Here is a 25,441-nt window from a genome sequence, read left to right as displayed (position 1 = left end):
CGGGGGCGTGGCGGAATTGGCATACGCAGGAGACTTAAAATCTCTCGCCGCAAGGATTGTGGGTTCGAGTCCCACCGCCCCTACCATATGGAGCTTTCGAGCCCGTGTCCCCAAGGGATGCGGGCTCGCTTCTTTTAGATGCCGGTGGGACTCGAACCCGCGAGGGGGCGAGCGTTAAGCGGACGCGCAGCGTCCGAAGCCGGTGCGTATTTGCGCAGCAAATGCGCGGACGTCCCACCGCCCCTACCATATGGAGCTTTCGAGCCCGTGTCCCCAAGGGATGCGGGCTCGTTTCTTTTACACGCCGGCGGGGCTCTAAGTTGCGGTGGAATAGATCCTGTTTATACCGTTTACCAGCTTATTTAGGAACTATTTCACCGCAACTCAGAGGAAGACGGTTAAAGAGCACTCAGGCTCGGGGTCCAGGCGATGGTGGGAGTCGCGCCGTCGAGAACCTCGTTGATGGTGGCGGCCATGCCGGCGAGGAGGCTGTTCTCGCTTACAGTGAGCGCATCGTAGCCGCCGGCACGCATGAGCTCGCGGATCACCACGGCGCCGGCCAGAATCACGCCCGCGCGCTTGGGCTGCACGCCCGGCAGCGCAGCGATACCCTCCACATCCAGCGTAGACATATGATCGATAGCGTCCGAGATCTGCTCCATCGAAAGCTCGCGCAGGTGCACAAAGCTCGAGTCGTACGGCTCCAGCTCGTGGACCAGCGCCACGAGTGTGGTGACGGTACCGCCCACCGCGACCAAGCGCTCGGCGCGCTCAAAATCGCTCGGCAGGCTCTCAAAGTAAGCCTCGAACTGCTCGCCCGCCCAGTCGGCAGCGGCAGCAAGCTCGCCGTCCGAAGGCGGCAACGCCGAGAAGAAACGCTCCGTCACACGACGGCAACCAATGTCCAGCGAACGCGTTCCCTCCAGCGCGAAGACCCCGCGCTCCGGCGCGTATACGCCCGTCGCGAGCTCCGTGGAGCCGCCACCCGAATCGGCGACGATGATGCGCTCGCCTGCAAAGTCGTGCGCTACGCCAAAAAACGTCAGGCGCGCCTCGACCTCGCCCGGAATCACCTGCGGTTCGAGCCCCAGCTCACGCAGACCGTCCAGCAGCAGTGCGGCATTGGATGCATCGCGCGCGGCGCTCGTGCATGTGGTGCAAATGCACGCGGCCCCAAAGGCACGCGCCTCGTCCACAAACATGCGGCATGCAGCGAGCACGCGCTCGACCGCCGCCTCGCAAAAGCGACCCGTCGCGTCCACACCCTCGCCCAGGTCGGTAATCTCGGTATGCTTGGACGATTCCACGATCGCCCCGCCCTCGACCTGCGCCAGCACCAGTCGCGACGACACCGTTCCCAGATCGATCGCCGCCACCTTATATCGTTTGCAATCTGCCATTGCGGGCTCCCCTCCGGGCGCTATTTGCCGTTGGACACGACCGTCTGGCCCTCGACACCGTTAAACCCAAACAGCATGTCGAGCGCCTGGATGTACCACGGGGCGTCCTTACCGACTTCTTCGATTTCCTTGGCAACTTCGCTGGCCTTCTTGGCGTTCGACGACTTCTTGCTCGAAGACGAATCCGAATCGTCGTCCAGGCCCTGCACTTCAACCCTCTTCTCGCCGGGCATCACCAGGCCCAGATCCTCGGACGCCGCATCCTTAATGCCCTCCTCCGAGAGCAGTTTGTCGACGCTTTTTTGCAGCTCATCATTGTATTGCTGACGAATCTCGACCTGCTTGGCCAAGATATCGCTCGAACGCTTTGCCACGTACAGATCGCGCACGGGGAAATACAGGCTCACGAGCACCAGGGCAACGACAATGCCGATGAATAGCCCTCGCTGAGGACCGTGGGTAAAGTCGTAGATCGCCTTGACCACCGCGTTGTCGTTGGCGTAGTGCATAAAGTCCGAGCCCGAAAAACGGTTCGAAGGCCTGCTCGACCTATCGTGCGTTTGAGCCGACGAGCGCTGAGCATGCGACGAACGTGCCGGGCGCACTGGTCCATCTGTCGAAGTATTCACTTGAGCATTGGGGCGCGAGGTACTTGTCGGGCGTTGCATGGAGCGGTCGGCGCCGGCGTAGGCGGACCCACCGAGCTGCACCGTGCGCGCACGGCGAGGCGACGGCTCACGCGAACCGGCGGAATAGTACCTGTTGTCGTAAATCTGATCCATGTGCGCCTTGTGCGGTTGAGGTTTGTTTGCGCTAAGTATTCTAGTTATAGCACGAGCGCCCGCACCGCCTTCGCCAGCCTTTGCTCGACATAAAAAAGGCGCTGAGTCATATGGCCCAGCGCCCAATGGTGCTCAACAGCGCCCGGCTGGAGCAAGGCAAATCCGAGTCTTCCCCGCCCCCGCGACCTCCGCGTGCCTAGCGAATGTTGTAGAACGCGGCCTTGCCGGCGTAACGCGCGCTGCCCTCGAGCTCGTCCTCGATACGGATGAGCTGGTTGTACTTGGCGATACGGTCGCTACGGCACGGGGCACCCGACTTAATCTGGCCGGCATTGACGCCCACGACCAGGTCGGCGATCGTGGAATCCTCGGTCTCGCCGGAGCGGTGACTCACGATGCAGGCGTAGCCGGCCTCCTTGGCGGTCTCGATGGCCTCGAGCGACTCGGTGAGCGTACCGATCTGGTTGACCTTGACCAGAATCGCGTTGGCAGCGCCCAGTTCGATGCCCTTCTTGAGGCGCTCGGTGTTGGTAACGAACAGGTCGTCGCCCACCAGCTGCACCTTGTTGCCGATGCGACGGGTCAGCTCGACCCAGCCATCCCAGTCCTCCTCGGCCATGCCGTCCTCGATGGAGATAATGGGGTAGGTGTCGACGAGCTTCTCCCAGTAATCGACCATCTGGGCGCTCGTGTACTCAACACCCTCGCCCTTGAGCTCGTACATACCGGTCTCGGCGTTGTAGAACTCGGTCGAGGCCGGATCCATGGCGTACATGAAGTCGACGCCGGGCTTAAAGCCAGCCTTCTCGACGGCCTTGGTAATGTACTCGAACGGCTCGGCATTGGTCTTGAGGTTGGGCGCGAAGCCGCCCTCGTCGCCCACGCCGCCGCCAAGGCCGGCCTCGTGCAGCACGCCCTTGAGGGTGTGGTAGACCTCGGCGCACCAGCGCAGGCCCTCGGCAAAGCTCGGAGCACCCACGGGCATGATCATGAACTCCTGGAAGTCAACGTTGTTGTCGGCATGCATGCCACCGTTGAGGATGTTCATCATGGGCGTGGGCAGCAGGTGAGCGTTGACGCCGCCCAGGTACTGGTACAGCGAAAGACCCGCCGACTCTGCCGCAGCGCGGGCAACGGCCAGCGACACGCCCAAGATGGCGTTAGCGCCGAGCTTGGTCTTGTTGGGCGTACCGTCGGCGGCGATCAGCGCGGCATCGACGGCACGCTGGTCGAAGGCATCGAGGCCCACGACGGCATCGGCGCACTCGTTGTTGACGTGCTCGACGGCCTGCGAGACGCCCTTGCCCAGATAGCGACCTTTGTCGCCGTCGCGCAACTCGCATGCCTCAAAGGCGCCGGTCGAAGCGCCCGAAGGCACCATCGCGCGGCCGAAGCTGCCGTCCTCGAGCACGACCTCGACCTCGACGGTGGGGTTGCCGCGGCTGTCGAGTACCTCGCGACCGTAGACGTCCAAAATATCGCTCATGTTGTCTCCCTCTCACTTGGAAACGTAGTTGATGCAAGCGACTGGCCGACTGTGCACCATCGGTGCGCCTCCGTAAGTTAGCCATGTCGCACTTTTTGCATTATGCCCTAAGTTAGCCGAGGGATACACTTGATTTTCGAAAAATTTAGCGGGAACGATGAGGCATGTCAGCCCGTCGTTCCCGCAGTCTTACTCCTCCGCCTTTGCGGCATCCCACAGGTCGTTGAGGCCGTGGGTCGAAAGCTCGGCAAGATCCACGTGGGCGTCGGACGCCATCTGCTCCATCGCGGCCCAGCGACGGCGAAACTTGGCCGTGCTCGCGCGCAGGGCACTCTCGGCGTCGATCCCCTCTTTGCGCGCGACGTTGACCAAGGCAAAGAGCAGGTCGCCAAACTCCATTTCGCGCTCGGGCGAGCCAGGGGCCTCGGCCTCAAACTCGGCACGTTCCTCGGCGACCTCATCCCACACGTCCTGGACCGTCTCCCACTCAAAGCCCACGGCAGCCGCCTTGCGCGACACCTTCTGAGCCTGCATCAGCGCCGGCAGATGCGTGGGCACGCCGTCGAGCAGACCCTCGGGCGCGGCCTCGCCCGCTGCCACGGCCTTGTCCTTGGCGGCTTTCTCGGCAAGCTTGACCTCGTCCCAAATCTTGAGTACCTCGTCGGAACTGTCGGCATCTACATCGCCAAACACGTGCGAATGACGGCGGATGAGCTTGGCATCGATATCACGCGCCACGTCGGCCAGCGTAAACTCGCCGGCGTCCGCCGCAATCTGCGCATGCAGCACGACCTGCATGAGCACGTCGCCCAGCTCCTCGCGTAGGTGAACCGCGTCGTCCGCCTCGATGCAGTCGAGCGCCTCGTAGGCCTCCTCGATCATGTTCTTGCCAATGCTGCGGTGCGTCTGCTCACGGTCCCATGGGCAGCCATCGGGCTGACGCAGACGCCAGATGGTCTGCACCAGATGCTGCAGCTCGGTCGACGCGTCGACTAGCGTGGACAGATCGCGCGAGCCCTCGGCATTTTGCTGAGCCATGTGCTGCGCCATGGTTAGTCCTCCTCCAGGATCACGTGGCGGAACGCGCCGTCCTCGTAGATGCCGTAGCTGTGCGTGCCGTCCTTGGGAATGCTCACGCTACCGGGGTTGAAGAGCCACAGGCCCGGGTGCGCGGCGCTTTCCTCGTTGACCTTGATGTGCGTGTGGCCGTAGACGAGCGCTGAGCCCTCGGGCAACGCGGGCGCGTGGTCGACGCTGTTGTGCATGCCGGCGCCAAAGACATGGCCGTGCGTCAGGAACAGCTCGCGGCCGGTCTCGTCGAACAGCGTGGCATAGTCGGCCATGACGGGGAAGTCGAGCACCATCTGATCGACCTCGGCATCGCAGTTGCCGCGTACCGCGATGATGCGGTCGGCCAGGGCGTTGAGCAGCGGGATCACGCGCTTGGGGGCGTAATCGCGCGGCAGGTCGTTGCGCGGACCGTGATAGAGCAGGTCGCCCAGCAGCACGATGCGGTCGGGCTGCTGGGACTCGATGGCGGCAACCAGGCGCTCGGCCCAATATGCCGAGCCGTGGATGTCGGAGGCGATGAGGTATTTCATGGGGAGATCCTTTCGAATGGGGTTGATATGGCTGGGCGCAGGATGTCGCCACCAGCCGCGTTATTCAAATCGCAGTGCCACGGCTTGTGCCGCCTGCATCACGCGCTGGAGCGGCACATTGTGCTCGCGAGCGAGACGGGCGCAGTCCTCGTACTCGGGCGCTGCACGCTCGCTGCCGTCGGGCAGGGTTGCCACCTTGACGGACACCTCGCCCCATAGCGTCGTTACGCGCTCAAAGCGGCGTGGCAGGCAAACGCGCTCCATGACCTGGCGACGAATGCCGTTGGTCGTGGTTTCCAAAAAGATAATCGTCTGCAGGCGCTCGATATCCTCGTGAGCACAGATTACCTGTAGCTGCCAACTGGGACGGCCTTTCTTGCAATAGAGGGGCAGCCAATGCACCTCGCGCGCACCCGCCTCGCGCAGGCGGTCGGCAGCGTAGGCGAGCACCTCGGGCGACGCGTCGTCGATGTCGCATTCCAGCTTGACGATGGTCTCGGGCGCATCGGTCTCGCGGGACAGCGGGGATGTGCTATCGCATTGCATACGGTCCGGATCCTTTCCGCGCGGGCTCGTTTTGTTCATCCAAACGCTAGCACATCGCGGGCGGCGCGGATGTGACGGCGCGCGATGAGCGCGATTTTCCTTGCCCGCAAGAAACCGACACTCCACCGCCTCATCCAAACATGTACATCAGCCTCCAAACATGTCATTTTCTGCAGCTTTTGGAGGCTGATGTACATGTATTGGAGTAGAGCCGCACCGCGCACCCTTTCCAGTCGATTTCGGCCCCCCGCGTGCACGACGCGCCGAGGCTGCGCCATTACAATGAAGCGGATTCGCTTGACGCAAAGGAGCTGCCATGCCTGCTTGCCCGCTGGTCGATTGCCACACCCACACCTCGTTCTCGGACGGTCATGCCTCGTTTGAGGACAACGTTCGCGCCGCTGCTGCGGCCAGCTGCCGCGTCATGGTCTCAACCGACCATCTCACCCTGCCCGCCAGCATGGATGCCAACTGCGAAGTGCAGGTTACTGAGGGCGACCTGCCGGCACATCGTCTGGCTTTTGAGGATGCTCGCAAGCTTGCCGCGCAGATTGCGCCGGAGCTCAGCTTTATCTATGGCTTTGAATGCGATTGGTACGAGGGCTGCGAGCCTTTGGTTGATCGTTGGTCCCAGGGCGCCGTCGTGCGCCTGGGCAGTGTGCATTGGATTGGCAACCCAGGCGATATTGCGGCAGGCGCTGCGGGCACGGCGGGGACGGAGGACGCCGCTCGTCCCGATACGCCCGATTCGAGCTGCGGTTGGATCGACGACGACACCAACCTGCATGTTTGGGAAAACTTGGGCGTGCGCGGCGTATGGGAGCGCTATGTCGACGACTGGTGCCGCGCCTGCGAAAGCCCACTTAACTTTGATGTGATGGCTCATCCCGACCTGGTCATGCGCTTTTCGAAGGAAGGCTTTGCGCCCGACTTTGACCCCGCACCGTTTTGGCAGCAGATGGCCGAGTGCGCGCACGATACGGGTCGCCGCGTTGAGGTCTCGACCGCCGCACCCCGCAAGGGCCTCGACGACTACTATCCCGCGACTGGGCTGTTGCGTTGCTTCGCCCACGCCGAGGTACCGATTACCTTTGGCTCGGACGCGCACCGCGCCTGCGACATCTGCTGGAACATCCGCGAGGCCCAGGCCCACGCCTACGACTGCGGTTATCGAACCTTCGACATCCCCCACGCCACCGGCGAATGGGAATCCACGCCCCTCGCCTAGCCATCCCTTCATAAGTTGCGGTGAAATAGGGATTGTTTTGCTTGATGAAGCGCTTAAACAGTCCCTATTTCACCGCAACTTCCATGACCCCGTTACACCAACAAAGACTGTCCCAAACGACTAGTGGCGGCGGGCGTTGAGTTCGCCGGCCAGCTCGTCGAGGGTGATGCCGTAGCGCTCGAGCGTCACGAGCAGGTGGTAGACCAGGTCGCCGGCCTCGTAGCGGATGTGATCGTGATCGTTATCCTTGCAGGCCATGATCACCTCGCTCGCCTCCTCGGCAAGCTTCTTGAGCAGCTCGTCCTCGACGTCGGTCAACAGACGAGCGGTGTAGCTCTCCTGCGGCGATGCGTCGCGACGGCCGTGAATCACCTCGGCGAGCCCCGTCAGCGTCTCACCGATATTTCCATCCTGAACGTTTGCGGTGCGCACACCCATAGTTCAATCCTTTCTGGTTGGCCGAGCGTCTAATCGAGCGCCCGCCCTACGCGAGTTTCTTAAAGAAGCAGGTACGGTTGCCGGTATGGCAGGCCGGACCCGGCGAGTCAACCTTGACCAGCAGCGTATCGCTATCGCAGTCGGCCCAAAGCTCCTTGACCTCCTGCATATTGCCGCTCGTCGCGCCCTTGTTCCAGAGCTCCTGGCGACTGCGGCTCCAAAACCACGTGGTACCGGTCTTGAGCGTCAGCCCCACCGACTCCTCGTTCATCCAAGCAACCATAAGCACCTCGCCGGTGTCATACTGCTGAACCACACAAGGAATCAACCCACGGGCGTCGTATTTCAGCTCGGTAGCATTTACCACCTCAGTCATCATTCCTCCCAAGTAATTACCGTGAACATCGCAGGTCGGCGAGGCTTGCCCAGGTGCCGCAGGTTGCCGCGAAAGAGGAGCGACGCGTACTTTGGTACGCGAGCGACGGTTTGAACGGCAAGATGCGGTGCCTGGACAAGCCGCAGCGAAGCCCGCAGCATTAGAAGTCCAACCTCACAGGAATACCTTGAGAGGCCATATACTCTTTGACTTCGCGAATGCTGAACGTCCCAAAGTGAAAGACGCTCGCCGCCAGCACGGCATCGGCCTCGCCCTCAATCACGCCCTCGGCAAAATGCTCGAGCGCGCCCACACCGCCGCTCGCAATCACCGGAATCGGCACCGCGCGCGCCACGGCGCGGGTGAGCGCCAGGTCAAATCCGGCCTTGGTGCCGTCGCGGTCCATACTGGTGAGCAGGATCTCGCCGGCGCCGCGACGAGCCGCCTCCTCGGCCCACGCCACCGCGTCGATGCCCGTGGCGTTGCGGCCGCCCGCCGTGAAGACCTCCCACTTGTCGGCACCAGATGCGCCGGGCAAACCGACGCGCTTGGCATCGATCGCCACGACCACGGCCTGGCTACCAAACGCCGCGGCAGCCTGGCTAATCAGCGACGGGTCGCGCACGGCGGCAGAGTTGAGCGACACCTTGTCGGCACCGGCTGCAACCATGGTGCGCATGCCCGCCAGGTCGCGAAAACCGCCGCCCACGGTATAGGGAATGGCTAGCTCCTCGGCCGCATGCGCCGCCATCTCGATGGTCGTCGCACGGTTGTCGCTCGTGGCGGTAATGTCCAAGAAGACGACCTCGTCCGCACCCTCGCGGTCGTAGGCGCGCGCCAGCTCCACCGGATCGCCCGCATCGCGCAAGCTCACAAAGTTGACGCCCTTGACCACACGGCCGTCCTTGACGTCCAGGCAGGGAATCACACGTTTGGTAAGCATGGGCTACTCCTCCCCTCGGGCGGCGGTCAGCGCCTGTACCAGCGTAAAGTTGCCCTCGTAGAGCGCGCGACCGGTAATGGCACCTTCAATCGCGCCCTCACGCACTGCGGCCAGCGCGCGGATGTCGTCGAGCGTCGAGATGCCACCCGATGCCACGACGGGAAAGCCCGCGACCTCGGCCACATGGCGATACGCCGCCACATCGATGCCCGCCTGCATGCCATCGCGCGCAATGTCGGTATACACCAGATGCTTAAAACCCAGCTCGGAAAGCTGCGCCACGGCGTCGTCGAGCGCCACGCCCGCGCCGTCACGCCAGCCATTCACCTTGACCTGGCCGTCGCGTGCGGCAATATCTGCCACCAACAGCTCGCCAAAGCCTTGGGCCGCCACCTCGGCAAAACCCGGCTCGGTCACGAGCACCGTGCCTAGTGCGATGCGGCGCGCACCGTAGCCGGCCAACTCGTCGATGCGCGCGAGCGAGCGGACGCCGCCGCCCACGTCCACGGACAGACCGTTGACGCCGCAGATGGCCTTAATCGCCGCCGAGTTGGCAGCGCATGTGTCCTCGTCCTCGCCAAAGGCAGCGGACAGGTCGACGACGTGCACCCAGCTTGCGCCCTGCTCGGCAAACGAGCGAGCAACGGCCACGGGGTCGTCGGAATATACCTTGCAGCGACTCCGGTCGCCGCGCTCCAGGCGCACGACCTTGCCGCCGATCAGATCGATTGCGGGAAACAGGATCATCGGCCGGCCTCCTCGACGATGTTGACGAAGTTCTTAAGGATGCGCTGACCCAGCGCGGAGGATTTCTCGGGATGGAACTGGCAACCCCACACGTTGCCATGGCGCACGATGCACGGGAAGCTCCGCGTATAGTGCGTGCGCGCCAGCACATCGGCGGCATCGGAATCGTCGGCCACCGCGTAGCTGTGGGTGAAGTACATGTTGGCACCCTCGGCAAAACCAGTAAGCAGCGGATCGGCCGCACCGGCGGGCGTCATGTGCACCTGGTCCCAGCCCACGTGCGGCACCTTCAGGCGGCTCGACTCCAGGCGCGTGCACGAACCGCGCATAATACCCAGGCCATCGACCCAGAGGACACCGGCCCGCTCGGAGGCGTTGCCGTCGGCGACCGCGCTCTCGCTCGCAGGAACGCCCTCGTTGCCGCGCTCAAAAAACAACTGAAGGCCCAGGCAGATGCCGAGCAACGGAGTTCCGGCGGCAACGGCGTCGAGCACCGCGTCCGCCTCGCCGCCCTCGCGCATAAAGGCGACCGCGTCGTAAAACGCGCCCACGCCCGGGATGACCAGGCCGTCGGCGTTGCGGATCTGCTCCGGATCGTCCGACGTGCAGGCGGCGGCACCGGCGCGCGCAAGCCCGCGCGCAACGCTCGACAAGTTGCCCTTGTGGTAGTCGACCACCACGATCTTCGGTTCGCCCACGCGACCCCTCCCTTATCTCATCATCCAAAACCACCACAAAGGAGACAGGCACCTCTGTGGTGGTTTGTGCGATCCGTCAGCTACAGCGAGCCCTTGGTACTGGGGATGCCCTGCACGCGGGTATCGAGCTCGCAGGCGTGGCGCATCGTGCGGCCCACGGCCTTAAAGGCGGCCTCGATAATGTGATGCGAGTTGCCGCCCGCCAGCTCGCGCACGTGCAGCGTGAGCTTGGCGTCGCGCGCAAAGGCGTAGAAGAACTCGACGGCCAGCTCGGTATCGAAGCTGCCCACGCGCTCGGTCGGCACGGGCAGCTCGCAGTAGGCCTGCCCGCGGCCCGAAATATCAACAGCAGCCATCACGAGCGTCTCGTCCATGGCGATCGCCGCGTCGGCAAAGCGCGTAATGCCCGCCTTGTCGCCCAGCGCCCGGCAAAACGCCTCGCCCAGCACAATACCTGTGTCCTCGACGGTGTGATGCGCATCGACCTCGACGTCGCCCACCGCGTGCACCGTCAGATCGAACAGACCATGGCGGCCAAAAGCGTTGAGCATGTGGTCGAAAAACGGCACGCCGGTCGAGATATCGCACACGCCAGATCCGTCCAGGTCGAGCTTTACGACAATGTCGGTCTCGCCCGTCTTGCGGGTCACCTCGGCATAACGGCCCATCTACATCTCCTCCTTCACCAGCGCGGCAAACGCGGCCAGCACCTCGTCGTTTTCCTGCGGGGTGCCCACGGTAATGCGCAGGCAGTCCGCGAGCCCCGGCGCGTAGCTAAAGTCGCGCACCAAAATCGAATACTCGTCGCGCAGGCGCTCGCGCACGCACGTGGCATGCAGCGTGCGCACGAGCACAAAGTTCGCCGCGCTCGGCCATGCCTCCACGGGCAGGCCCTCGGCAGCCATCGCGCGCAGGGCGCACAGCTCGCGCTCGCGCTCGGATGCGACCTGCACCACCACGGGCGCGTACGCATCGCGGGCACGCACGCAAGCAAGCACCGCGGCCTGGCTCAGCACATTGACCGAGTAGATCTGGCGAATCGCCGCGAACACGTCGATGACCTCGGGTGCCGCGATCACGTAGCCCAGACGCGCGCCGGCGGCGCCGAACGCCTTAGACAGCGTATGCAGAATCACCAGGTTGGGATACTCGGCGATAAGTCCCTGTGCCGTGGTGGCCGCACCAAATGAATCATCGGCAAACTCAACGTAAGCCTCGTCGATCATAACCATGCCGGGGCACGCATCGCACAGGGCCGCGACAAAGTCGAGCGGAGCCACATCGCCCGTGGGATTGTTGGGCGAGGTCACGATAGCAAGGTTGCACTCGGGCGCCGCCGTGAGCACGGCCGCCTGGTCGAGCTCAAAGCTCGCCGGATCGCGCCACACGTCGCGAACCTCGGTCTGGCAGAGAGACGCAAAAAACGCGTACTCACTAAAGCACGGCGGGCAGTTGAGCAGGGTCCGCCCGGCGCCGCCAAATGCCAGCAGGTAGTTATAGAGCAGCTCGTCGCCGCCGTTTCCCACACAGATGTTCTCGCGCGTCACGCCATGCCAAGCGGCAAGCTCGTCGCGCAGGTCGTTGGACATGGGATCGGGGTAGCGGTTGAGCGGTGTGGCAGCCAGGGCGGCGTCGATCGCCTCGCGCACGCCGGCCGGCACGGGATAGGTGTTCTCGTTGGCCGAAAGGTTGATGCGCGTAGGCGTAAAGTTAGGATCGTAGGGCTCAATACCAGCCAGGTAAGGCTGGACGAGCTCCTTCATGCGGGGCGTCAGCTCGGCCATATTAGGCCTCCCCGCCGCTCGCGCCAGCGCCATCCGCGCCTGCGGCCGCGAGGTCAACGCCCTCGGCAACCGTCGCCACGGCGTCACCCGGCCAGGCGACCTTGGTCAGGTCGGCCGCGGCCAGCGACTCGGCACTCACGGCACCCTCGCCCTGCTCCAGCACGCGGCGGCGCAGTGCGGCCGAAAGCGCGTGCGCCCACAGGCCCTCGGCCTCGGCCAGGCACTGCGTAGCGGGAGCGTCGGAGAGCAGACCCTCAGGCGTATAGCAGATAACGCTCGAGCGCTTAACGAACTCTTCGACCGAAAGCGGGTTGGAGAACATGGCCGTGCCGCCAGTCGGCAGCGTGTGGTTGGGACCGGCAACGTAATCGCCGAGCGGCTCGGAGCTCCAAGCGCCCACAAAGATGGCACCGGCGTTGCGAATGCCGCCGAGCAGGCCCATCGCATCCTTGCAGTGCAGCTCAAGGTGCTCAGGCGCCACGGTGTTCACGGCCTCGACGGCGGCGGCCATGTCGGCGGCGACCACGATGGTGCCTTCGTTGTCGAGCGAGGCGCGCGTGATCTCGGCACGCGGCGACTGCGCCACCAGAATGTCGATGCCGGCCTCGACCTCACGCGCAAACTGCTCGTCGCAAGTCACTAGATAGCAGGCTGCCAGCGGATCGTGCTCGGCCTGGGCCATCAGGTCTGCCGCGACCACCATGGGCTTGGCCGTAGCATCGGCCAGCACGCAGACCTCGGACGGGCCAGCGACCATGTCGATGCCCACGTCGCCCGAGACAATCTGCTTGGCAGCGGCAACAAAAGCGTTGCCCGGGCCGGTGATTTTGTCGACGCGCGGAATGGTCTCGGTGCCGTACGCCAGCGCGGCCACGGCCTGAGCGCCGCCCACCATATAGATCTCGTCCACGCCGCCGAGTTTTGCCGCGGCGAGCGTGTAGGGGCTGATCAGGCCGTCTTTTTGCGGCGGGGTCACCATAACCACGCGCTTGACGCCGGCGACCTTGGCGGGAATGGCGTTCATGAGCACGGTGGAGGGATATTGCGCGCGGCCGCCCGGTACATAGATGCCGGCCGCCGCGAGCGGGGTCACCTTAACGCCGAGCATCGTGCCGTCCACACGCGTGGTAAACCAGCTCTGCTCGACCTCGCGCTGGTGGAACTCGCGAATCTGGCGCGCGGCCTTCTCAAGCGCGGCGACAAAGGCCGGGTCGAGGCCTTCAAGCGCGGCATCGACCTGCTCTTGCGGCAGACGGAAGCTCTGCAGCTCGACGCCGTCAAAACGCTGACAGTAATCGCGCACCGCGGCATCGCCGTTGGCGCGCACGTTGGCCACGATATCGCGGGCGGCGTCGATGATGTTTTGCGGCAGCACACCCTTGCGGTTGAGCTGGTTGGTAACGAGGCGCTCACCGGGAGCAAGCTTGATGGTCTTCATATCGGTATCCCCTATCGGTCGATGTTGTGTTCGAAAAACGAGAGGCCGGGCGGCGGCGCCAATCGGCCCGCAGTCCGTACGTTGGGGCGCCCGTGCGCGCTCGCGCTATTGTGCCGAGCCCGCGACGGGCTCAAAATGCTTGTCCTTAACGGCCGCGGCCAAGCGATCTGCCAGATTGCGTACGCGCGGATCTAAGCGCGCGGCACCCGGGTTGACAAAGAAACGGGCCGTGCAGTCCATGATGCGGCCGGTGATGACCAGGTCGTTGTCGCGCAGCGTGGCGCCTGTGGCGGTAATATCCACGATGCGATCGGTCATGCCGACAATGGGGCCCAGCTCGATGTTACCGTGCAGCGAAACGATGTCGGCGTTCACGCCGCGCTCGGCATACCAGGCACTCGCGATGCGCGGGTACTTGGTTGCCACGCGAAGCGAACCGCGGCGGGCATAGTTGCGCTCGGCCTGACCGGCGCGCCACGCGGGCTCCGCCTCGATAAAGGTGCACAGGCCATAGCCCAGGTCTACCAGCTGCAGCAGGTTGAGGTCCGCCTCGATGAGCGAGTCCCAACCGCAGATGCCGCAATCGGCACCACCGCAGCCCACAAAGGCAGGCGCATCGCTGGGACGCACGATGACAAACTCGATATCGCCGACCGTGCCCTCGCCGGCACGCGTGTCGCGACCGCGCACAATCAGGTGACGGCCGGGATCACGCAGCTCAGAGACGTCCAAGCCCGCGGTCTCGAGCACGTCGAGCGTGTCGGCCTTAAGCGAGCCCTTGGGCACAGCGATGCGCAGCGGGCCCTCGGCGCCACGGCCCGCGGCGTGATCGCCGTCGGAAGCGGCATCCTCGGCCGAGGTGCGCGCGGCCTCCAGGCGCTCGAGCGAAAAGGCGAAGCCCGCCGCCGGCACCTCAATACCGTCGCCAAATGCGCCGGTAAAGATGGAATCGTAGCGTCCGCCCGAACCGACCGGATCGGGCAGTCCGCCGGCATAGGCCTTAAAGACCAGGCCCGTGTAGTAATCGAAAGAATTCATAATGGAAAAGTCGAAGGACAGCACCTGAGCGTCCTCGGGCGCCAGGCCCTCGACCAGCGCGCGCAGCTCACGCGTGAGCGGCGCGACAATACCGGCAGCCGCCAGCAGCGCATCCACGCGATCGAGCACTTCGGCCCCACCATGCAAGCGCGGCAGTTCGCTGACGGCGGCCTTAACGGCATCGGTCTCGGCGCTTGCCGCCACGCGGGCATCGAGGCCCACAAAGTCGTTGGCGTGCACGCAGCGCAGAGCCTCGGCAGCCAGCTCGCGATCCTCGCACGCCGCGAGCAGCTCCTTAAACGGGCGCACGCTACCTGCGATAATGCGCGCATCGGGCAGCGCCAACTTGCGAACGGCCTCGGCCACCAGCGAGACGATCTCGACATCGCCCGCGGTATCGCCCGCGCCGATGAGCTCAAAACCCAGCTGGGTAAATTGACGCGAACCGCCGGCATTGCGCTGGCATTCGCGAACCACCGGCGCCTCATAGCGCAGGCGCAGCGGCAAGTCGGCCGCGCGCATGCGGGTCGAGACCAAACGCACGATCGGCAACGTATTGTCGGGACGAACCACCAACAAGCGGCCGTCATCGTCAAAAAGCTTAAACGGCGTGTCCGCGATACGGCCGCCCTCCTCGAGCGAGCCCTTGTCCTCGAGCAGCGGCGTCTCAACCGGCAGATAATTATGCTCCCTAAAGCAGCCCTTCACCGTCAGCGCAATCTCCTCGCGCGCCTGAGCCTCCTCGGGCAATATGTCCCGGAATCCCCACGGTGTGGCCGTCATCTGGTGAGCCTCCTCATGCTGTGTTTCGTATGGAACAGAAGACCGGCATAGCTCCGCCGGTTTTCTGGGTACTTTAGCATACTAGAGTGTTTGCGGGGAGAATCGTCCTCCTCGGCTCACACCGTATTCATTTGGAAACATAGGAGCGGATTGTCGCAACCCAACCCCACCTAGACGCCAATCGCACGACGATACTCTGCCATTACCTGCGCATCGGCAGCTGCGGGGTCGGCGAAATAGCGCCAGTCATAGGTCTCGGCCGAAACAACTCCGCGATAGCCGCGCGCCACCAGCCTATCCAGGTCGGCGCACATATCGCGGTCGCCGTCACCCCAAGCAAGATGCGTCGTGCCGTCTGCCGCAACATCGACAAAATGCACGTGGGCGACATCATCGCCAAGCAGATCGAAATAATCGTCGATGGTATCCCCTGCCACCGCCATAGCGCCCAAATCCAGACACGCCTTAAGTGCCGGATGATCAACTGCCTCGATCATGCGCTTCGTATCGGCCGCCGAGTTCACGATCATCGACTCAACCGGCTGTAGGGCCTCGAGCACCAGTCGCACGCCGCACTCTCCCGCATGCTCGGCAATCGCACGCAGCATCGAGGCGCTGCGACCCCACGCGTCCTCGATCGGCTCGTTCAAAAATGCCCAGCCGCTCGAGACCATGACCTGCTCGGCTCCAAGTTCCGCCGCGATATCTACAACGTTCTTAAAGTACGCGAGCGTGCGGGCACGCGCCTCATTCCCGCGCGCCGCGATATTCCACGGCTTGGGGTTGTTCTGTTCGGGACAAAGCCCCACAATCCGAACCCCATACCGCTGTGATAGCTCCCGCACCTGCTCGAGCGAATCGTATCCATGGCAATCGACATACAGATGCATCGCCCCGGTCCAAAGCTCGCAACACGTGTAGCCCGAAGCCGACGCCGAAGAAAAGAACTCCTCAAGGTCAAAATAACGATGGCTGATATTCATGACGGCAAGCTGGGGATAGCTCATAATTACTCTCCAACCCAAGCGAGGCCCCGTTCCATATAGGAGCGAGGCCCAATTACACAAACGTTATTTGCTCTTAGTAGTCGAACTGGTGATAGTAGCGACGGTAGTTGAGGTTGTGCTTGGTGATCGTCTCGTAGTAAGCGGCAAGGCGATCGGTGATCAGCGAGGAGAGGATCCACGGAGACACGATGACGCGGAACTCGTCGTCAAGGCCGGGGATCGCGAACTCGGCGGTGTCGATGACGTTGATGTCGGTGTCGCCGGTCACGCCGCGGGTCAGGAAGGCGCGGACGCGCTCGTCGAGCTTGCGGTTCTCGTCCTCGCCCATGAACAGGAAGACCGGGACGCCGGGCTCCACGAGCTCGAGGGTGCCGTGGAAGAAGTCGGCCGAGGTGATGTAGCGGGTGCGCTTCCACTGCATCTCCTCCAGGATGCACATCGAGAACAGGATGGTCTCGCCCCACAGGGCGCCGGAGCCGATGAACATGGTGTAGGGGGCCAGGGCGTACTTCTTGGCGAGCTCCTCGGCGCGCGGCTCGAAGCTCTTGCGGATGTCGACCAGGTGGGTCCAAACGTCCTTGGTCTGCTCGATGAACTTATCGAACTGCGGGAAGCAGCCACGGCGATTGAGCAGGCGCAGGCCGAAGCAGTCGGCGAGGTAGTAGCCCATCTCGCAGCCACCGTTACCATGATCGGAAGCCATCTTGACGCAATTCTCGGCGCCGACAGCCTGGCCGATGAGACCCTCAGGCTTGGTCATGGCGTAGACGCGAATGCCCTTTTCCTTCATCTTCTTGACGGCCTCGAGGACCTCGGGGGTAGTGCCGGACTCGGAGGCGGTGAGCACGACGGACTTCTCGGTCATGCGCTTGTGGCCGGAGACGTTCCACTCGGCGGCGTGGATCAGGTAGACCTCGAGGTCGCGGTCGCCGAACTTGTTCATGAGGTACTCGAGCTGCATGAGCTCGTCCCAGGTGCCGCCGACGCCCATCAGGAACACGGCGTCGTAGCCCTCGTCGGCGACCTTGTCGGCGAGCTCAATCATCTTCTTGCCGGTCTCGTAGACGTTCTTGCCGTCCTCGACGTAGCCCTCCTGGCTAAAGTGCATGATCTCGATCTTCTCGGTTTCCTTCATGGCTTTTCCTTTCTGTCCTGCACGCAACTCTATACATCGCGTTTCTTTTCGATACCAATTATAGACATACACCTAATGTGTTTTTAATACCACTTATCAATCTGCTCCAATCCTCGGTGAACGGTCGAAATTCTCTGGTGAGTGGTATTAAATTAGAATTGAATGTATAGCTAACGCCTCTTGCGCCTCCCTTGTGTGACAAAGAACAGCGTTCCTACCAGCGCAATAATGGTCGATGCCCCAAACAGTACCGTCTGGACACCCAAAGCCTCCGCCAAAAACGGAGCCGCCAGCAGCGGCACCACGCCGGCGCTCATCAGGCCAAAACGCACAAAGCCGGTAATGCGCCCCAGGTATTTGATGTCGGCACGCTCCTGAATCAAGATCATCTGCAGCGGCTCCAGGAACCCCCAGGCCAGACCGTTAATCGCCTGACCGATAATCGCGACCCCCAGCATATCGGTACCCACGTACACCATGGACCCAATGCCCACGGCCATGAGCGCGCCGAGCAGCAATCGCAGGTTGACATGGCGAGCAGAAAGCTTGGTCAGGATGAACGCGCCCACCGAGGAAGTGAGGCCCACGACCGAAGACAGCCAGCCCAGCCAGACGATATCCACGTTGAGTACATCACGGTAGAACAACGACTCCAGCGAATCGAACGCGCCAAACGCAAAGAAACCCAAAAAGCCCGAGATAAAGATGAGACGCAGGTCGTGGTCGCGAAACGTAAGTCGCGCACCCTCGGCCATGCCGCCCAGAATACCGCCCTTCGGCTTCTCCCCTTTTGCGGGAGCAACACACTCGTGACAGCCCAAGGAGAGCACGGCCGCCACACCCATCATGCCCGCCATGAGCAGATAGACCGATTGCGTGGCAAAACAGCTCACGATGGCACCGCCGAGCAGCGGGCCAGCGGTATAGGCGATATTGCTGTAGAACACCATGAGGCCGTTCACGCGGGTACGGCCCTCGGTGGTCGACTCCAGGTATCCCGGAAACGCATGCGTGCAGGTGTTGATAAAGCCGCCCGCAAGTCCCAAGACGCACGCGGCAAACACAAGCCCGGGGACAGACAACGGCGCTAACCCCACGCCAAGCGATAGCACTGCCGTAATCACGCACGTCACAAACGACGTCCGGCGCGGTCCAAAGCGATCGATGACCGAGCCCGACACCATATTGCCCACCGACGTCATAAGATTGCGCACGAGCGTAATGGCGGCAACCAAAAAGGCCGTGCCGGCCAGATCATACGTGGCCGCACCGATAAGCCCCAAAAAGTAGACCGCGTTGTTGGCGCACCACTGCAGGGACTCAATAAGAATCAGCCTGACCTCTGCCGGCGTCAGGCGCATTGCTTCGCGATCCTTCGCGAACATACGAACTCCTTCTATACAAAAAGGGGATGGAGGGCATAGGCCTGCTCCATCCCCTTTCCAGGTTGCAACGAAAATCTATGCAGCCGGGCCCTTACGCCAGCACGCCGAAGAACGCGCCGATGATGCCCACGACCATGGTGGCCACGATCAGCACCATGGGGTTGATCTTCTTGGACAGCAGCCAGTAGTACAGCCAGAAGGCGATCATGCCGAGCATGCCGGGCATGATGCCGTCCAGGATGTCCTGGAGGGTCTGGGCGTCCTCGCCCGAGCCGATGGCCACCGGGATGCTGGCCCAGAACATGTCCTTGCACATGGCGCCCACGACCATGACGCCCACGATGCCCACGCAGGTCATGATCTTCTGCATGAGGCCGGTCCTCTGGGCCTCGTCCAGGAAGCCCACGCCCAGCTCGTAGCCCTTGACGGCGCCCCAGATGCGCAGCGCGAAGCCGGGGACGTTGTAGATGAGCAGGAAGGCGATGGGGCCGAAGGGGTTGCCGGCCTGGCACAGGCTGATGCCCACTGCGGCGGCGACCACGCGCAGCGTCGACAGGAAGATGGAGTCGCCGATGCCCGACAGCGGGCCCATGAGGGCGGCCTTGACGTCGTTGACGCTCTCGGGCTCGATCTCGCCGCGGGCGACCTTCTCCTCCATGGCCATCGCGATGCCGCCGACGAACGGGGCGAACTGGACGGTGATGTTGAAGAACGCGCAGTGGCGGTGCAGGGCCTCGGCGTAGTCGTCGGGGCGGCCGGCGTAGATCTTCTTGAGCATGTTGGCGACCATCAGGCAGAAGGCGATGTTCATCTGCTTGTAGTAGGTCCAGGAGAACTCCATGCCCAGGGCGCCGGTGTTGACGGCGCTCTTGATGAGGTCGGAGCGCGTGATCTTGTTCTCGGGACTAGAAGTCATCGTCCTCATCCCCTTCCGCGGAGAGCTGGGGCTGGGCTCCGCCCAGGCCGAGCAGGTCGAACTTGTCGATGCCGATGATGATGGCGATCAGGGCGACGCCCAGGACGGGCACGTTGGCGTAGGAGCACAGCAGGAAGCCCAGGAAGTAGAAGGGCACGAGCTGCTTGGTGAGCACCAGGCGGCCGAGCATGGCGAAGCCCATGGCAGGCAGGATGTTGGCTGCAACGCCGCAACCGTCGATGATGAAGGGCGGGATGAAGTCGAGCAGGCCCTGGATGGCGTCGGAACCCAGATAGAAGGCGCCGCCACACAGCAGGAAGTACTCGAGGCAGCCCCAGATTCCAATTCCCCAATGAACGGCGTAGATGCCTTTGAGGTTTCCCTTGAGGGCGAACTTGTCTGCCATATCGACAAACACAGGGAACAAGGCATTGGTAATGTTGCCGATCGTCAGCGCAAGGACGGCGATGGGCATGGCGAGCGCGATGGCCGTCTCGGTACCCTGACCGAGCTGAATGGCGAAGGCGCAAGCGAGCACGCCGCCGACGGTTTCGTTAGGCGGTACGTAGGCGCCGATGGAGATCGAGCCCATGAACAGCAACTCAAGGCTTGCACCTACGGCAAGGCCAGTCTGCAGGTCTCCCAGCACCAGGCCCACGAGCGGGCATAGAACGATGGGGCGAAATGCGTAGAGGGTGCCGAGCTGGTAGTCGAGACATCCAAACGCTCCGACTAAGCCGACGAGGATTGCTTGGACAAGCATAGTTCCTCCCAATAAGGAATCTCGAACCGTCGTCACTCCCGTCGCGCGCGCTGTTGATATCAATCCGGAAACTCGACCACACGGCCCGAAGCGTACCTGGTGTGCTGTTAACACCTATTCCAGGCACAAATGATTTGATACCAATTATAGATATGCAGGTTCTTACTATTTAATACCACTCGCTCAGCGGGGTGTTTTTTACCGTAAACGGCAGACGTATCCCATCAGGCGCGCTCTTTGTTTCGATGGCGGACAAGCGCCACCAGAAAGCCATCGCCAAAGGCATCGTATGCCAAGTTGCCTACAATCACCAAAACGATTATCGCCGCGCCCAAAAACTCGTTCCAGCGAAAGACCTCGCCAAAGAGGAGCGCCGACCAGCAGGGAGCGAGCACGACCTCGCTCATGCAAACCAAGTTGGCCGCAAACGCGTTAGTGCGCGCAATCCCCTTGGCATACAGCACACTCGCAAGGCCGCTGCAAAAAAGGCCATGCACCAGCATAAGCCCCCACTCAAAGGGTTTTACGGAGCCTAGGTCGCCGGCAAAATAGACGATCGGCAGTATCGAGATGCCGCAGGAGATGAGCGAGGACACCATGGGCGACGCATCGGGGCGAGAGTTTAAAAAGAAACACAGCCCAAAGGTGGCTCCCGAAATGACGGCAAGCAGGTTGCCGAGCATGCCCTCGGCGCTCAAATCGCCTAAAAAGAAAAGTCCCATACCCGTAAAAGCAACCACCACGGAGGCAATCTTCGCAGGCGAGGGCAACGTGCGAGTTGCGAGCGACTGATACACGATAACGAAAATCATCGAGGTGTACTGCAGGACGATCGCGTTGCCGACCGTCGTGAGCTGGTTGGCAAAGTTAAACGTGGTGCCCGTCACGAAGTTGCAGACGGCCACAAGGGCAATAAGACGGCTGACGCGGAGGACAGGCCTACCGACGAGCAGGATAAAGAGCGCCATAAATATTGCCGTAACGGCACCGATCAAAAGAGCCGACTGCGAATTGGCGCGAACGAGGATGCCGATAAAACTCCACAAGAGCGCCGTGCCAAATAGATACATCGCCCCGCTCACGCCATTATCGGATGGATTGTCAGATCGAATCACGAAGCACCTCCGGCTAGCTTTCGGTAATAAAAAACGGCGACCGCAATGGGTCGCCGTTTCCCTTGGGGGCAGAATAGAACGCAGGAACCTACGCCAGCACGCCGAAGAACGCGCCGATGATGCCCACGACCATGGTGGCCACGATCAGCACCATGGGGTTGATCTTCTTGGACAGCAGCCAGTAGTACAGCCAGAAGGCGATCATGCCGAGCATGCCGGGCATGATGCCGTCCAGGATGTCCTGGAGGGTCTGGGCGTCCTCGCCCGAGCCGATGGCCACCGGGATGCTGGCCCAGAACATGTCCTTGCACATGGCGCCCACGACCATGACGCCCACGATGCCCACGCAGGTCATGATCTTCTGCATGAGGCCGGTCCTCTGGGCCTCGTCCAGGAAGCCCACGCCCAGCTCGTAGCCCTTGACGGCGCCCCAGATGCGCAGCGCGAAGCCGGGGACGTTGTAGATGAGCAGGAAGGCGATGGGGCCGAAGGGGTTGCCGGCCTGGCACAGGCTGATGCCCACTGCGGCGGCGACCACGCGCAGCGTCGACAGGAAGATGGAGTCGCCGATGCCCGACAGCGGGCCCATGAGGGCGGCCTTGACGTCGTTGACGCTCTCGGGCTCGATCTCGCCGCGGGCGACCTTCTCCTCCATGGCCATCGCGATGCCGCCGACGAACGGGGCGAACTGGACGGTGATGTTGAAGAACGCGCAGTGGCGGTGCAGGGCCTCGGCGTAGTCGTCGGGGCGGCCGGCGTAGATCTTCTTGAGCATGTTGGCGACCATCAGGCAGAAGGCGATGTTCATCTGCTTGTAGTAGGTCCAGGAGAACTCCATGCCCAGGGCGCCGGTGTTGACGGCGCTCTTGATGAGGTCGGAGCGCGTGATCTTGTTCTCGGGACTAGAAGTCATCGTCCTCATCCCCTTCCGCGGAGAGCTGGGGCTGGGCTCCGCCCAGGCCGAGCAGGTCGAACTTGTCGATGCCGATGATGATGGCGATCAGGGCGACGCCCAGGACGGGCACGTTGGCGTAGGAGCACAGCAGGAAGCCCAGGAAGTAGAAGGGCACGAGCTGCTTGGTGAGCACCAGGCGGCCGAGCATGGCGAAGCCCATGGCAGGCAGGATGTTGGCTGCAACGCCAAAGCCAGCAAGGACAAAGGGCGGGATGAAGTCGAGCAGGCCCTGGATGGCGTCAGCACCCAGATAGAACGACAGCGAGCACAGCAGGAACGCCATGATGATACCGGTCAAACCGATCAGGAAGTGCATCGCATAGACACCCTTAAGGTTGCCCTGGCCGGAGTAGACATCAGCGCGGTCGACCAGGATTGGCAGGGCGGCGTTAAGGATGTTCTTGATGGCAAGGCACAGCGTGGCGATGGGCATGGCAAGCGCGATGGCTGCCTCGGTGCTCTGGCCCAGCTGGATAGCGAAGGCGCAGGCGAGCACGCCGCCGATCGTCTCATCAGGCGGCACGTAGGCGCCGATGGAGATCGAGCCCATGAACAGCAGCTCCAGACTCGCACCGATCGCGAGGCCGGACTGCAGGTCCCCCAGCACCAGGCCCACGAGCGGGCACAGGACGATGGGGCGGAACGCGTAGAGCGTACCGAGCTGGCAGTCGAACTTACCAAATGCGGCGATAAGTCCGATGAGGATTGCTTGGGTAAGCATACATCCCCCTTTCCATATAGGACACTACGAAGAGCTCAGACTCTTCGAAATTGAACGCCTAGAGCACGCTGGCGCAGTCGACCTTGGGGTCATCGGCCAGGGGTCGAATCTCGACCTCAACGCCACGATCCAGCATCTCGCGCACATCGGCTTCCTCGGCCGCGGTCAGGAAGATCTGACGAGAGACCTGACGAGCGTCGGGACGCTTCTCGTCCTTGGGCTTGGTGTTGCCCAGGTTGACCGACTTGATCTGCGGGCAGCCCTCAACAAGCTGCTTTGCCTCAGCGATAGTGGCGACGCAGATGATCATCTTGTACTTGTCGGTCACGCCCGAGTTGATAGCTTCGATTGCATGCTCCATATCTTTGATGACGAGCTTGCAGCCGGCAGGCTTGCCCATCTTGAGCGTCGTCTTCCACACCGGGTCGTTAGCGACCTTATCGCCCACGCAGAAGATGCAGTTGGAGCCAAGGCCCTGAACCCAGGAAACTGCGACCTGGCCATGAAGCAGGCGATGGTCAACGCGAAGTAGCTGAATCATAATGTGACCCCCCAAAGGTCTTGTGCCGTCATACGGCGTGTCAGTAGGTGCTGCGGATTAGAACTCTTCCTCCTCCTCGTCATCGACCAAAAGATCGTTGACAAACTTCACGCGCGTATCGTCCGCAGCGACGATGGCGCGAATCGTCTCCTCAACCGGCGCCGACTCGTCAGAGAACAGCAGCTGGATGAGCAGAGGAAGGTTCATGTTGGTAACGAGGTACGTGCGGGGACGCGTCTGGACGATCTTGGTGAACTCGTTGTTAACGCTACCGCCAAAGAGGTCGGTGCAGACAACGACATCATCGTCGGCAGACATGCCTGCCAGCAGTTTTTGGGCCTCCTCGGCCACGTCCATGCGGCCATCGACGAACATCGAAAGATCGTGGACGTTGTCGCGAGCGCCCGAGAGCAGCTCGACGCTCTCCTTGATGCCGGTGGCGAAGTGCGCATGGCTGGCGATGATGTACTGTCTCATTCTGTGTTCCTCTCAATAGCCCGGCACGTTCCCGCACCCGTTTTCTTTAGTAGTCGAACTGGTGATAGTAGCGACGATACTTGAGGTTGTGCTTGGTGACCGTCTCGTAGTAGCGAGCCAGGCGGTCGGTCACGAGCACCGTCAGAATCCACGGGGAGACGATGACGCGGAACTCGTCGTCAAGGCCGGGGATCGCGAACTCGGCGGTGTCGATGATGTTGATGTCGGTGTCGCCGGTCACGCCGCGGGTCAGGAAGGCGCGGACGCGCTCGTCGAGCTTGCGGTTCTCGTCCTCGCCCATGAACAGGAAGACCGGGACGCCGGGCTCCACGAGCTCGAGGGTGCCGTGGAAGAAGTCGGCCGAGGTGATGTAGCGGGTGCGCTTCCACTGCATCTCCTCCAGGATGCACATCGAGAACAGGATGGTCTCGCCCCACAGGGCGCCGGAGCCGATGAACATGGTGTAGGGGGCCAGGGCGTACTTCTTGGCGAGCTCCTCGGCGCGCGGCTCGAAGCGCTTGCGGATGTCGAGCATGTCCTTCCAGATATCCTTGGTCTGCTCGATAAACAGATCGAACTTGGGGAAGCAGCCGCGGCGGTTGAGCAGGCGCAGGCCGAAGCAGTCGGCGAGGTAGTAGCCCTTCTCACAGCCGCCCGAACCATGGTCAGAAGCCATGGCGACGCAGTTCTCGGCGCCGACAGCCTGGCCGATGGGGCCCTCGGGCTTGGTCATGGCGTAGACGCGAATGCCCTTTTCCTTCATCTTCTTGACGGCCTCGAGGACCTCGGGGGTGGTGCCGGACTCGGAGGCGGTGAGCACGACGGACTTCTCGGTCATGCGCTTGTGGCCCATGACGTTCCACTCGGCGGCGTGGATCAGGTAGACCTCGAGGTCGCGGTCGCCGAACTTGTTCATGAGGTACTCGAGCTGCATGAGCTCGTCCCAGGTGCCGCCGACGCCCATCAGGAACACGGCGTCGTAGCCCTCGTCGGCAACCTTGTCGGCGAGCGCGGTCATCTTCTTGCCGGTCTCGTAGAGCGCCTTGCCGTCCTCGAGATAGCCCTCCTGGTCGAAATGCATGATCTCGATCTTCTCGGTTTCCTTCATTTGTCTCTCCTTTCTGGGGTTGTTTCCACA

General features: G+C 62.6%; 27 protein-coding genes and 1 tRNA gene. 2 read left to right on the top strand and 26 right to left on the bottom strand.

Features of this window, described 5'->3' with window-relative positions:
* Nucleotide 1 precedes the first annotated feature (1 nt).
* Nucleotides 2-86, top strand: a tRNA-Leu gene (locus ABHR63_RS05820).
* Nucleotides 87-398: 312 nt separating this feature from the next.
* Here the strand turns inward: ABHR63_RS05820 and ABHR63_RS05815 are convergent.
* The 6 genes from ABHR63_RS05815 to larC2 all read right to left on the bottom strand — a co-directional run bounded on the left by ABHR63_RS05815 (nucleotide 399) and on the right by larC2 (nucleotide 5,815).
* Nucleotides 399-1,400 carry a Ppx/GppA phosphatase family protein gene (locus tag ABHR63_RS05815; RefSeq protein ID WP_346965080.1) on the bottom strand — a complete coding sequence of 334 codons (1,002 nt, stop codon included), beginning with the start codon at nucleotides 1,398-1,400 and terminating at the stop codon, nucleotides 399-401.
* Between the two features lie 20 nt (nucleotides 1,401-1,420).
* Entirely contained in the window at nucleotides 1,421-2,182 is a 762-nt protein-coding gene (locus ABHR63_RS05810) for a hypothetical protein (RefSeq protein WP_229028219.1), read from the bottom strand.
* Nucleotides 2,183-2,378: 196 nt separating this feature from the next.
* Nucleotides 2,379-3,668 (bottom strand): phosphopyruvate hydratase, encoded by a 1,290-nt coding sequence (eno, locus tag ABHR63_RS05805; RefSeq protein ID WP_346965079.1) that lies wholly within the window; start codon nucleotides 3,666-3,668, stop codon nucleotides 2,379-2,381.
* Nucleotides 3,669-3,857: 189 nt separating this feature from the next.
* Complete coding sequence (gene mazG / locus ABHR63_RS05800; RefSeq protein ID WP_346965078.1) at nucleotides 3,858-4,718, bottom strand: nucleoside triphosphate pyrophosphohydrolase; 861 nt, start codon at nucleotides 4,716-4,718, stop codon at nucleotides 3,858-3,860.
* Nucleotides 4,719-4,720: 2 nt separating this feature from the next.
* Nucleotides 4,721-5,269, bottom strand: coding sequence for a phosphodiesterase (yfcE, locus tag ABHR63_RS05795; RefSeq protein WP_346965077.1), 549 nt, complete (start codon nucleotides 5,267-5,269; stop codon nucleotides 4,721-4,723).
* Nucleotides 5,270-5,329: 60 nt separating this feature from the next.
* Nucleotides 5,330-5,815 (bottom strand): nickel pincer cofactor biosynthesis protein LarC2, encoded by a 486-nt coding sequence (larC2, locus tag ABHR63_RS05790; RefSeq protein WP_195232708.1) that lies wholly within the window; start codon nucleotides 5,813-5,815, stop codon nucleotides 5,330-5,332.
* 316 nt (nucleotides 5,816-6,131) lie between these two features.
* On the opposite strand from larC2, the gene ABHR63_RS05785 reads away from it, so the two are divergent.
* Complete coding sequence (locus tag ABHR63_RS05785; RefSeq protein WP_229107764.1) at nucleotides 6,132-7,043, top strand: PHP domain-containing protein; 912 nt, start codon at nucleotides 6,132-6,134, stop codon at nucleotides 7,041-7,043.
* A 120-nt stretch (nucleotides 7,044-7,163) separates the two neighbouring features.
* On the opposite strand, the gene hisE is transcribed toward ABHR63_RS05785, so the two are convergent.
* The 20 genes from hisE to ABHR63_RS05685 all read right to left on the bottom strand — a co-directional run bounded on the left by hisE (nucleotide 7,164) and on the right by ABHR63_RS05685 (nucleotide 25,411).
* Nucleotides 7,164-7,481 (bottom strand): phosphoribosyl-ATP diphosphatase, encoded by a 318-nt coding sequence (hisE, locus tag ABHR63_RS05780; protein ID WP_006235893.1) that lies wholly within the window; start codon nucleotides 7,479-7,481, stop codon nucleotides 7,164-7,166.
* A 46-nt stretch (nucleotides 7,482-7,527) separates the two neighbouring features.
* Nucleotides 7,528-7,857, bottom strand: a complete 330-nt coding sequence (hisI, locus tag ABHR63_RS05775; RefSeq protein WP_117746844.1) for a phosphoribosyl-AMP cyclohydrolase — start codon at nucleotides 7,855-7,857, stop codon at nucleotides 7,528-7,530.
* A 160-nt stretch (nucleotides 7,858-8,017) separates the two neighbouring features.
* Nucleotides 8,018-8,800 carry an imidazole glycerol phosphate synthase subunit HisF gene (hisF, locus tag ABHR63_RS05770; RefSeq protein WP_055310384.1) on the bottom strand — a complete coding sequence of 261 codons (783 nt, stop codon included), beginning with the start codon at nucleotides 8,798-8,800 and terminating at the stop codon, nucleotides 8,018-8,020.
* Between the two features lie 3 nt (nucleotides 8,801-8,803).
* Entirely contained in the window at nucleotides 8,804-9,547 is a 744-nt protein-coding gene (locus ABHR63_RS05765) for a 1-(5-phosphoribosyl)-5-[(5-phosphoribosylamino)methylideneamino]imidazole-4-carboxamide isomerase (RefSeq protein WP_195361818.1), read from the bottom strand.
* Entirely contained in the window at nucleotides 9,544-10,245 is a 702-nt protein-coding gene (gene hisH / locus ABHR63_RS05760; RefSeq protein ID WP_195568488.1) for an imidazole glycerol phosphate synthase subunit HisH, read from the bottom strand. The genes ABHR63_RS05765 and hisH overlap by 4 nt, the downstream gene beginning before the upstream one ends.
* Before the next feature lie 80 nt (nucleotides 10,246-10,325).
* The gene (gene hisB, locus ABHR63_RS05755) at nucleotides 10,326-10,913 is read right to left on the bottom strand and encodes an imidazoleglycerol-phosphate dehydratase HisB (RefSeq protein WP_346965076.1); all 588 of its coding nucleotides are present in this window, start codon (nucleotides 10,911-10,913) and stop codon (nucleotides 10,326-10,328) included.
* Nucleotides 10,914-12,029, bottom strand: a complete 1,116-nt coding sequence (hisC, locus tag ABHR63_RS05750) for a histidinol-phosphate transaminase (RefSeq protein ID WP_346965075.1) — start codon at nucleotides 12,027-12,029, stop codon at nucleotides 10,914-10,916. It abuts the gene before it with no gap.
* Nucleotide 12,030: 1 nt separating this feature from the next.
* Nucleotides 12,031-13,467: a histidinol dehydrogenase gene (gene hisD / locus ABHR63_RS05745; protein WP_346965074.1), complete on the bottom strand. Its 1,437-nt coding sequence runs from the start codon at nucleotides 13,465-13,467 to the stop codon at nucleotides 12,031-12,033.
* A gap of 105 nt (nucleotides 13,468-13,572) precedes the next feature.
* The gene (gene hisG, locus ABHR63_RS05740) at nucleotides 13,573-15,288 is read right to left on the bottom strand and encodes an ATP phosphoribosyltransferase (protein ID WP_346965073.1); all 1,716 of its coding nucleotides are present in this window, start codon (nucleotides 15,286-15,288) and stop codon (nucleotides 13,573-13,575) included.
* A 170-nt stretch (nucleotides 15,289-15,458) separates the two neighbouring features.
* Nucleotides 15,459-16,295, bottom strand: a complete 837-nt coding sequence (locus ABHR63_RS05735; RefSeq protein WP_346965072.1) for a sugar phosphate isomerase/epimerase family protein — start codon at nucleotides 16,293-16,295, stop codon at nucleotides 15,459-15,461.
* A gap of 73 nt (nucleotides 16,296-16,368) precedes the next feature.
* Nucleotides 16,369-17,430 (bottom strand): SIS domain-containing protein, encoded by a 1,062-nt coding sequence (locus ABHR63_RS05730; protein WP_346965899.1) that lies wholly within the window; start codon nucleotides 17,428-17,430, stop codon nucleotides 16,369-16,371.
* Between the two features lie 170 nt (nucleotides 17,431-17,600).
* On the bottom strand, nucleotides 17,601-18,815 hold the full coding sequence (locus ABHR63_RS05725) for an MFS transporter (RefSeq protein WP_346965427.1): 1,215 nt from the start codon (nucleotides 18,813-18,815) through the stop codon (nucleotides 17,601-17,603).
* A gap of 91 nt (nucleotides 18,816-18,906) precedes the next feature.
* A complete protein-coding gene (locus tag ABHR63_RS05720) occupies nucleotides 18,907-19,740 on the bottom strand; it encodes a PTS system mannose/fructose/sorbose family transporter subunit IID (protein WP_346965424.1) in 834 nt (277 codons plus the stop codon).
* Nucleotides 19,721-20,494, bottom strand: a complete 774-nt coding sequence (locus ABHR63_RS05715; RefSeq protein WP_346965426.1) for a PTS mannose/fructose/sorbose/N-acetylgalactosamine transporter subunit IIC — start codon at nucleotides 20,492-20,494, stop codon at nucleotides 19,721-19,723. Before ABHR63_RS05715 ends, ABHR63_RS05720 begins: the two co-directional genes overlap by 20 nt.
* A gap of 224 nt (nucleotides 20,495-20,718) precedes the next feature.
* The gene (locus ABHR63_RS05710; RefSeq protein WP_346965425.1) at nucleotides 20,719-21,609 is read right to left on the bottom strand and encodes a DMT family transporter; all 891 of its coding nucleotides are present in this window, start codon (nucleotides 21,607-21,609) and stop codon (nucleotides 20,719-20,721) included.
* An 88-nt stretch (nucleotides 21,610-21,697) separates the two neighbouring features.
* The gene (locus ABHR63_RS05705; RefSeq protein WP_346965424.1) at nucleotides 21,698-22,531 is read right to left on the bottom strand and encodes a PTS system mannose/fructose/sorbose family transporter subunit IID; all 834 of its coding nucleotides are present in this window, start codon (nucleotides 22,529-22,531) and stop codon (nucleotides 21,698-21,700) included.
* Complete coding sequence (locus ABHR63_RS05700; RefSeq protein WP_148346726.1) at nucleotides 22,512-23,285, bottom strand: PTS mannose/fructose/sorbose/N-acetylgalactosamine transporter subunit IIC; 774 nt, start codon at nucleotides 23,283-23,285, stop codon at nucleotides 22,512-22,514. The genes ABHR63_RS05705 and ABHR63_RS05700 overlap by 20 nt, the downstream gene beginning before the upstream one ends.
* 58 nt (nucleotides 23,286-23,343) lie before the next feature.
* Nucleotides 23,344-23,826, bottom strand: a complete 483-nt coding sequence (locus ABHR63_RS05695; RefSeq protein ID WP_099432286.1) for a PTS sugar transporter subunit IIB — start codon at nucleotides 23,824-23,826, stop codon at nucleotides 23,344-23,346.
* A 57-nt stretch (nucleotides 23,827-23,883) separates the two neighbouring features.
* A complete protein-coding gene (locus ABHR63_RS05690; protein ID WP_148346728.1) occupies nucleotides 23,884-24,303 on the bottom strand; it encodes a PTS sugar transporter subunit IIA in 420 nt (139 codons plus the stop codon).
* Between the two features lie 46 nt (nucleotides 24,304-24,349).
* Entirely contained in the window at nucleotides 24,350-25,411 is a 1,062-nt protein-coding gene (locus ABHR63_RS05685) for an SIS domain-containing protein (protein ID WP_138113433.1), read from the bottom strand.
* Nucleotides 25,412-25,441: the final 30 nt, after the last annotated feature.

The organism is Collinsella aerofaciens (genome assembly GCF_039752775.1).
GTDB classification, from domain to species: Bacteria; Actinomycetota; Coriobacteriia; order Coriobacteriales; family Coriobacteriaceae; genus Collinsella; species Collinsella aerofaciens_R.
Note: the sequence above shows the minus strand (reverse complement) of the source record. Positions and strands in the feature narration are given on the sequence as shown.

What these genes read in the sequence shown, in the direction of transcription:
- hisC (WP_346965075.1), bottom strand. Translation starts at nt 12,029, where the DNA reads ATGGCCGAGCTGACGCCCCGCATGAAGGAGCTCGTCCAGCCTTACCTG.
- larC2 (WP_195232708.1), bottom strand. Translation starts at nt 5,815, where the DNA reads ATGCAATGCGATAGCACATCCCCGCTGTCCCGCGAGACCGATGCGCCC.
- hisD (WP_346965074.1), bottom strand. Translation starts at nt 13,467, where the DNA reads ATGAAGACCATCAAGCTTGCTCCCGGTGAGCGCCTCGTTACCAACCAG.
- ABHR63_RS05690 (WP_148346728.1), bottom strand. Translation starts at nt 24,303, where the DNA reads ATGAGACAGTACATCATCGCCAGCCATGCGCACTTCGCCACCGGCATC.
- ABHR63_RS05765 (WP_195361818.1), bottom strand. Translation starts at nt 9,547, where the DNA reads ATGATCCTGTTTCCCGCAATCGATCTGATCGGCGGCAAGGTCGTGCGC.
- hisI (WP_117746844.1), bottom strand. Translation starts at nt 7,857, where the DNA reads ATGACTGAGGTGGTAAATGCTACCGAGCTGAAATACGACGCCCGTGGG.
- ABHR63_RS05700 (WP_148346726.1), bottom strand. Translation starts at nt 23,285, where the DNA reads ATGCTTACCCAAGCAATCCTCATCGGACTTATCGCCGCATTTGGTAAG.
- ABHR63_RS05810 (WP_229028219.1), bottom strand. Translation starts at nt 2,182, where the DNA reads ATGGATCAGATTTACGACAACAGGTACTATTCCGCCGGTTCGCGTGAG.
- hisG (WP_346965073.1), bottom strand. Translation starts at nt 15,288, where the DNA reads ATGACGGCCACACCGTGGGGATTCCGGGACATATTGCCCGAGGAGGCT.
- yfcE (WP_346965077.1), bottom strand. Translation starts at nt 5,269, where the DNA reads ATGAAATACCTCATCGCCTCCGACATCCACGGCTCGGCATATTGGGCC.
- eno (WP_346965079.1), bottom strand. Translation starts at nt 3,668, where the DNA reads ATGAGCGATATTTTGGACGTCTACGGTCGCGAGGTACTCGACAGCCGC.
- ABHR63_RS05705 (WP_346965424.1), bottom strand. Translation starts at nt 22,531, where the DNA reads ATGAGGACGATGACTTCTAGTCCCGAGAACAAGATCACGCGCTCCGAC.
- ABHR63_RS05685 (WP_138113433.1), bottom strand. Translation starts at nt 25,411, where the DNA reads ATGAAGGAAACCGAGAAGATCGAGATCATGCATTTCGACCAGGAGGGC.
- ABHR63_RS05720 (WP_346965424.1), bottom strand. Translation starts at nt 19,740, where the DNA reads ATGAGGACGATGACTTCTAGTCCCGAGAACAAGATCACGCGCTCCGAC.
- hisE (WP_006235893.1), bottom strand. Translation starts at nt 7,481, where the DNA reads ATGGGTGTGCGCACCGCAAACGTTCAGGATGGAAATATCGGTGAGACG.
- ABHR63_RS05785 (WP_229107764.1), top strand. Translation starts at nt 6,132, where the DNA reads ATGCCTGCTTGCCCGCTGGTCGATTGCCACACCCACACCTCGTTCTCG.
- ABHR63_RS05815 (WP_346965080.1), bottom strand. Translation starts at nt 1,400, where the DNA reads ATGGCAGATTGCAAACGATATAAGGTGGCGGCGATCGATCTGGGAACG.
- mazG (WP_346965078.1), bottom strand. Translation starts at nt 4,718, where the DNA reads ATGGCGCAGCACATGGCTCAGCAAAATGCCGAGGGCTCGCGCGATCTG.
- ABHR63_RS05730 (WP_346965899.1), bottom strand. Translation starts at nt 17,430, where the DNA reads ATGAAGGAAACCGAGAAGATCGAGATCATGCACTTTAGCCAGGAGGGC.
- ABHR63_RS05715 (WP_346965426.1), bottom strand. Translation starts at nt 20,494, where the DNA reads ATGCTTGTCCAAGCAATCCTCGTCGGCTTAGTCGGAGCGTTTGGATGT.
- hisB (WP_346965076.1), bottom strand. Translation starts at nt 10,913, where the DNA reads ATGGGCCGTTATGCCGAGGTGACCCGCAAGACGGGCGAGACCGACATT.
- hisF (WP_055310384.1), bottom strand. Translation starts at nt 8,800, where the DNA reads ATGCTTACCAAACGTGTGATTCCCTGCCTGGACGTCAAGGACGGCCGT.
- ABHR63_RS05735 (WP_346965072.1), bottom strand. Translation starts at nt 16,295, where the DNA reads ATGAGCTATCCCCAGCTTGCCGTCATGAATATCAGCCATCGTTATTTT.
- ABHR63_RS05725 (WP_346965427.1), bottom strand. Translation starts at nt 18,815, where the DNA reads ATGTTCGCGAAGGATCGCGAAGCAATGCGCCTGACGCCGGCAGAGGTC.
- ABHR63_RS05695 (WP_099432286.1), bottom strand. Translation starts at nt 23,826, where the DNA reads ATGATTCAGCTACTTCGCGTTGACCATCGCCTGCTTCATGGCCAGGTC.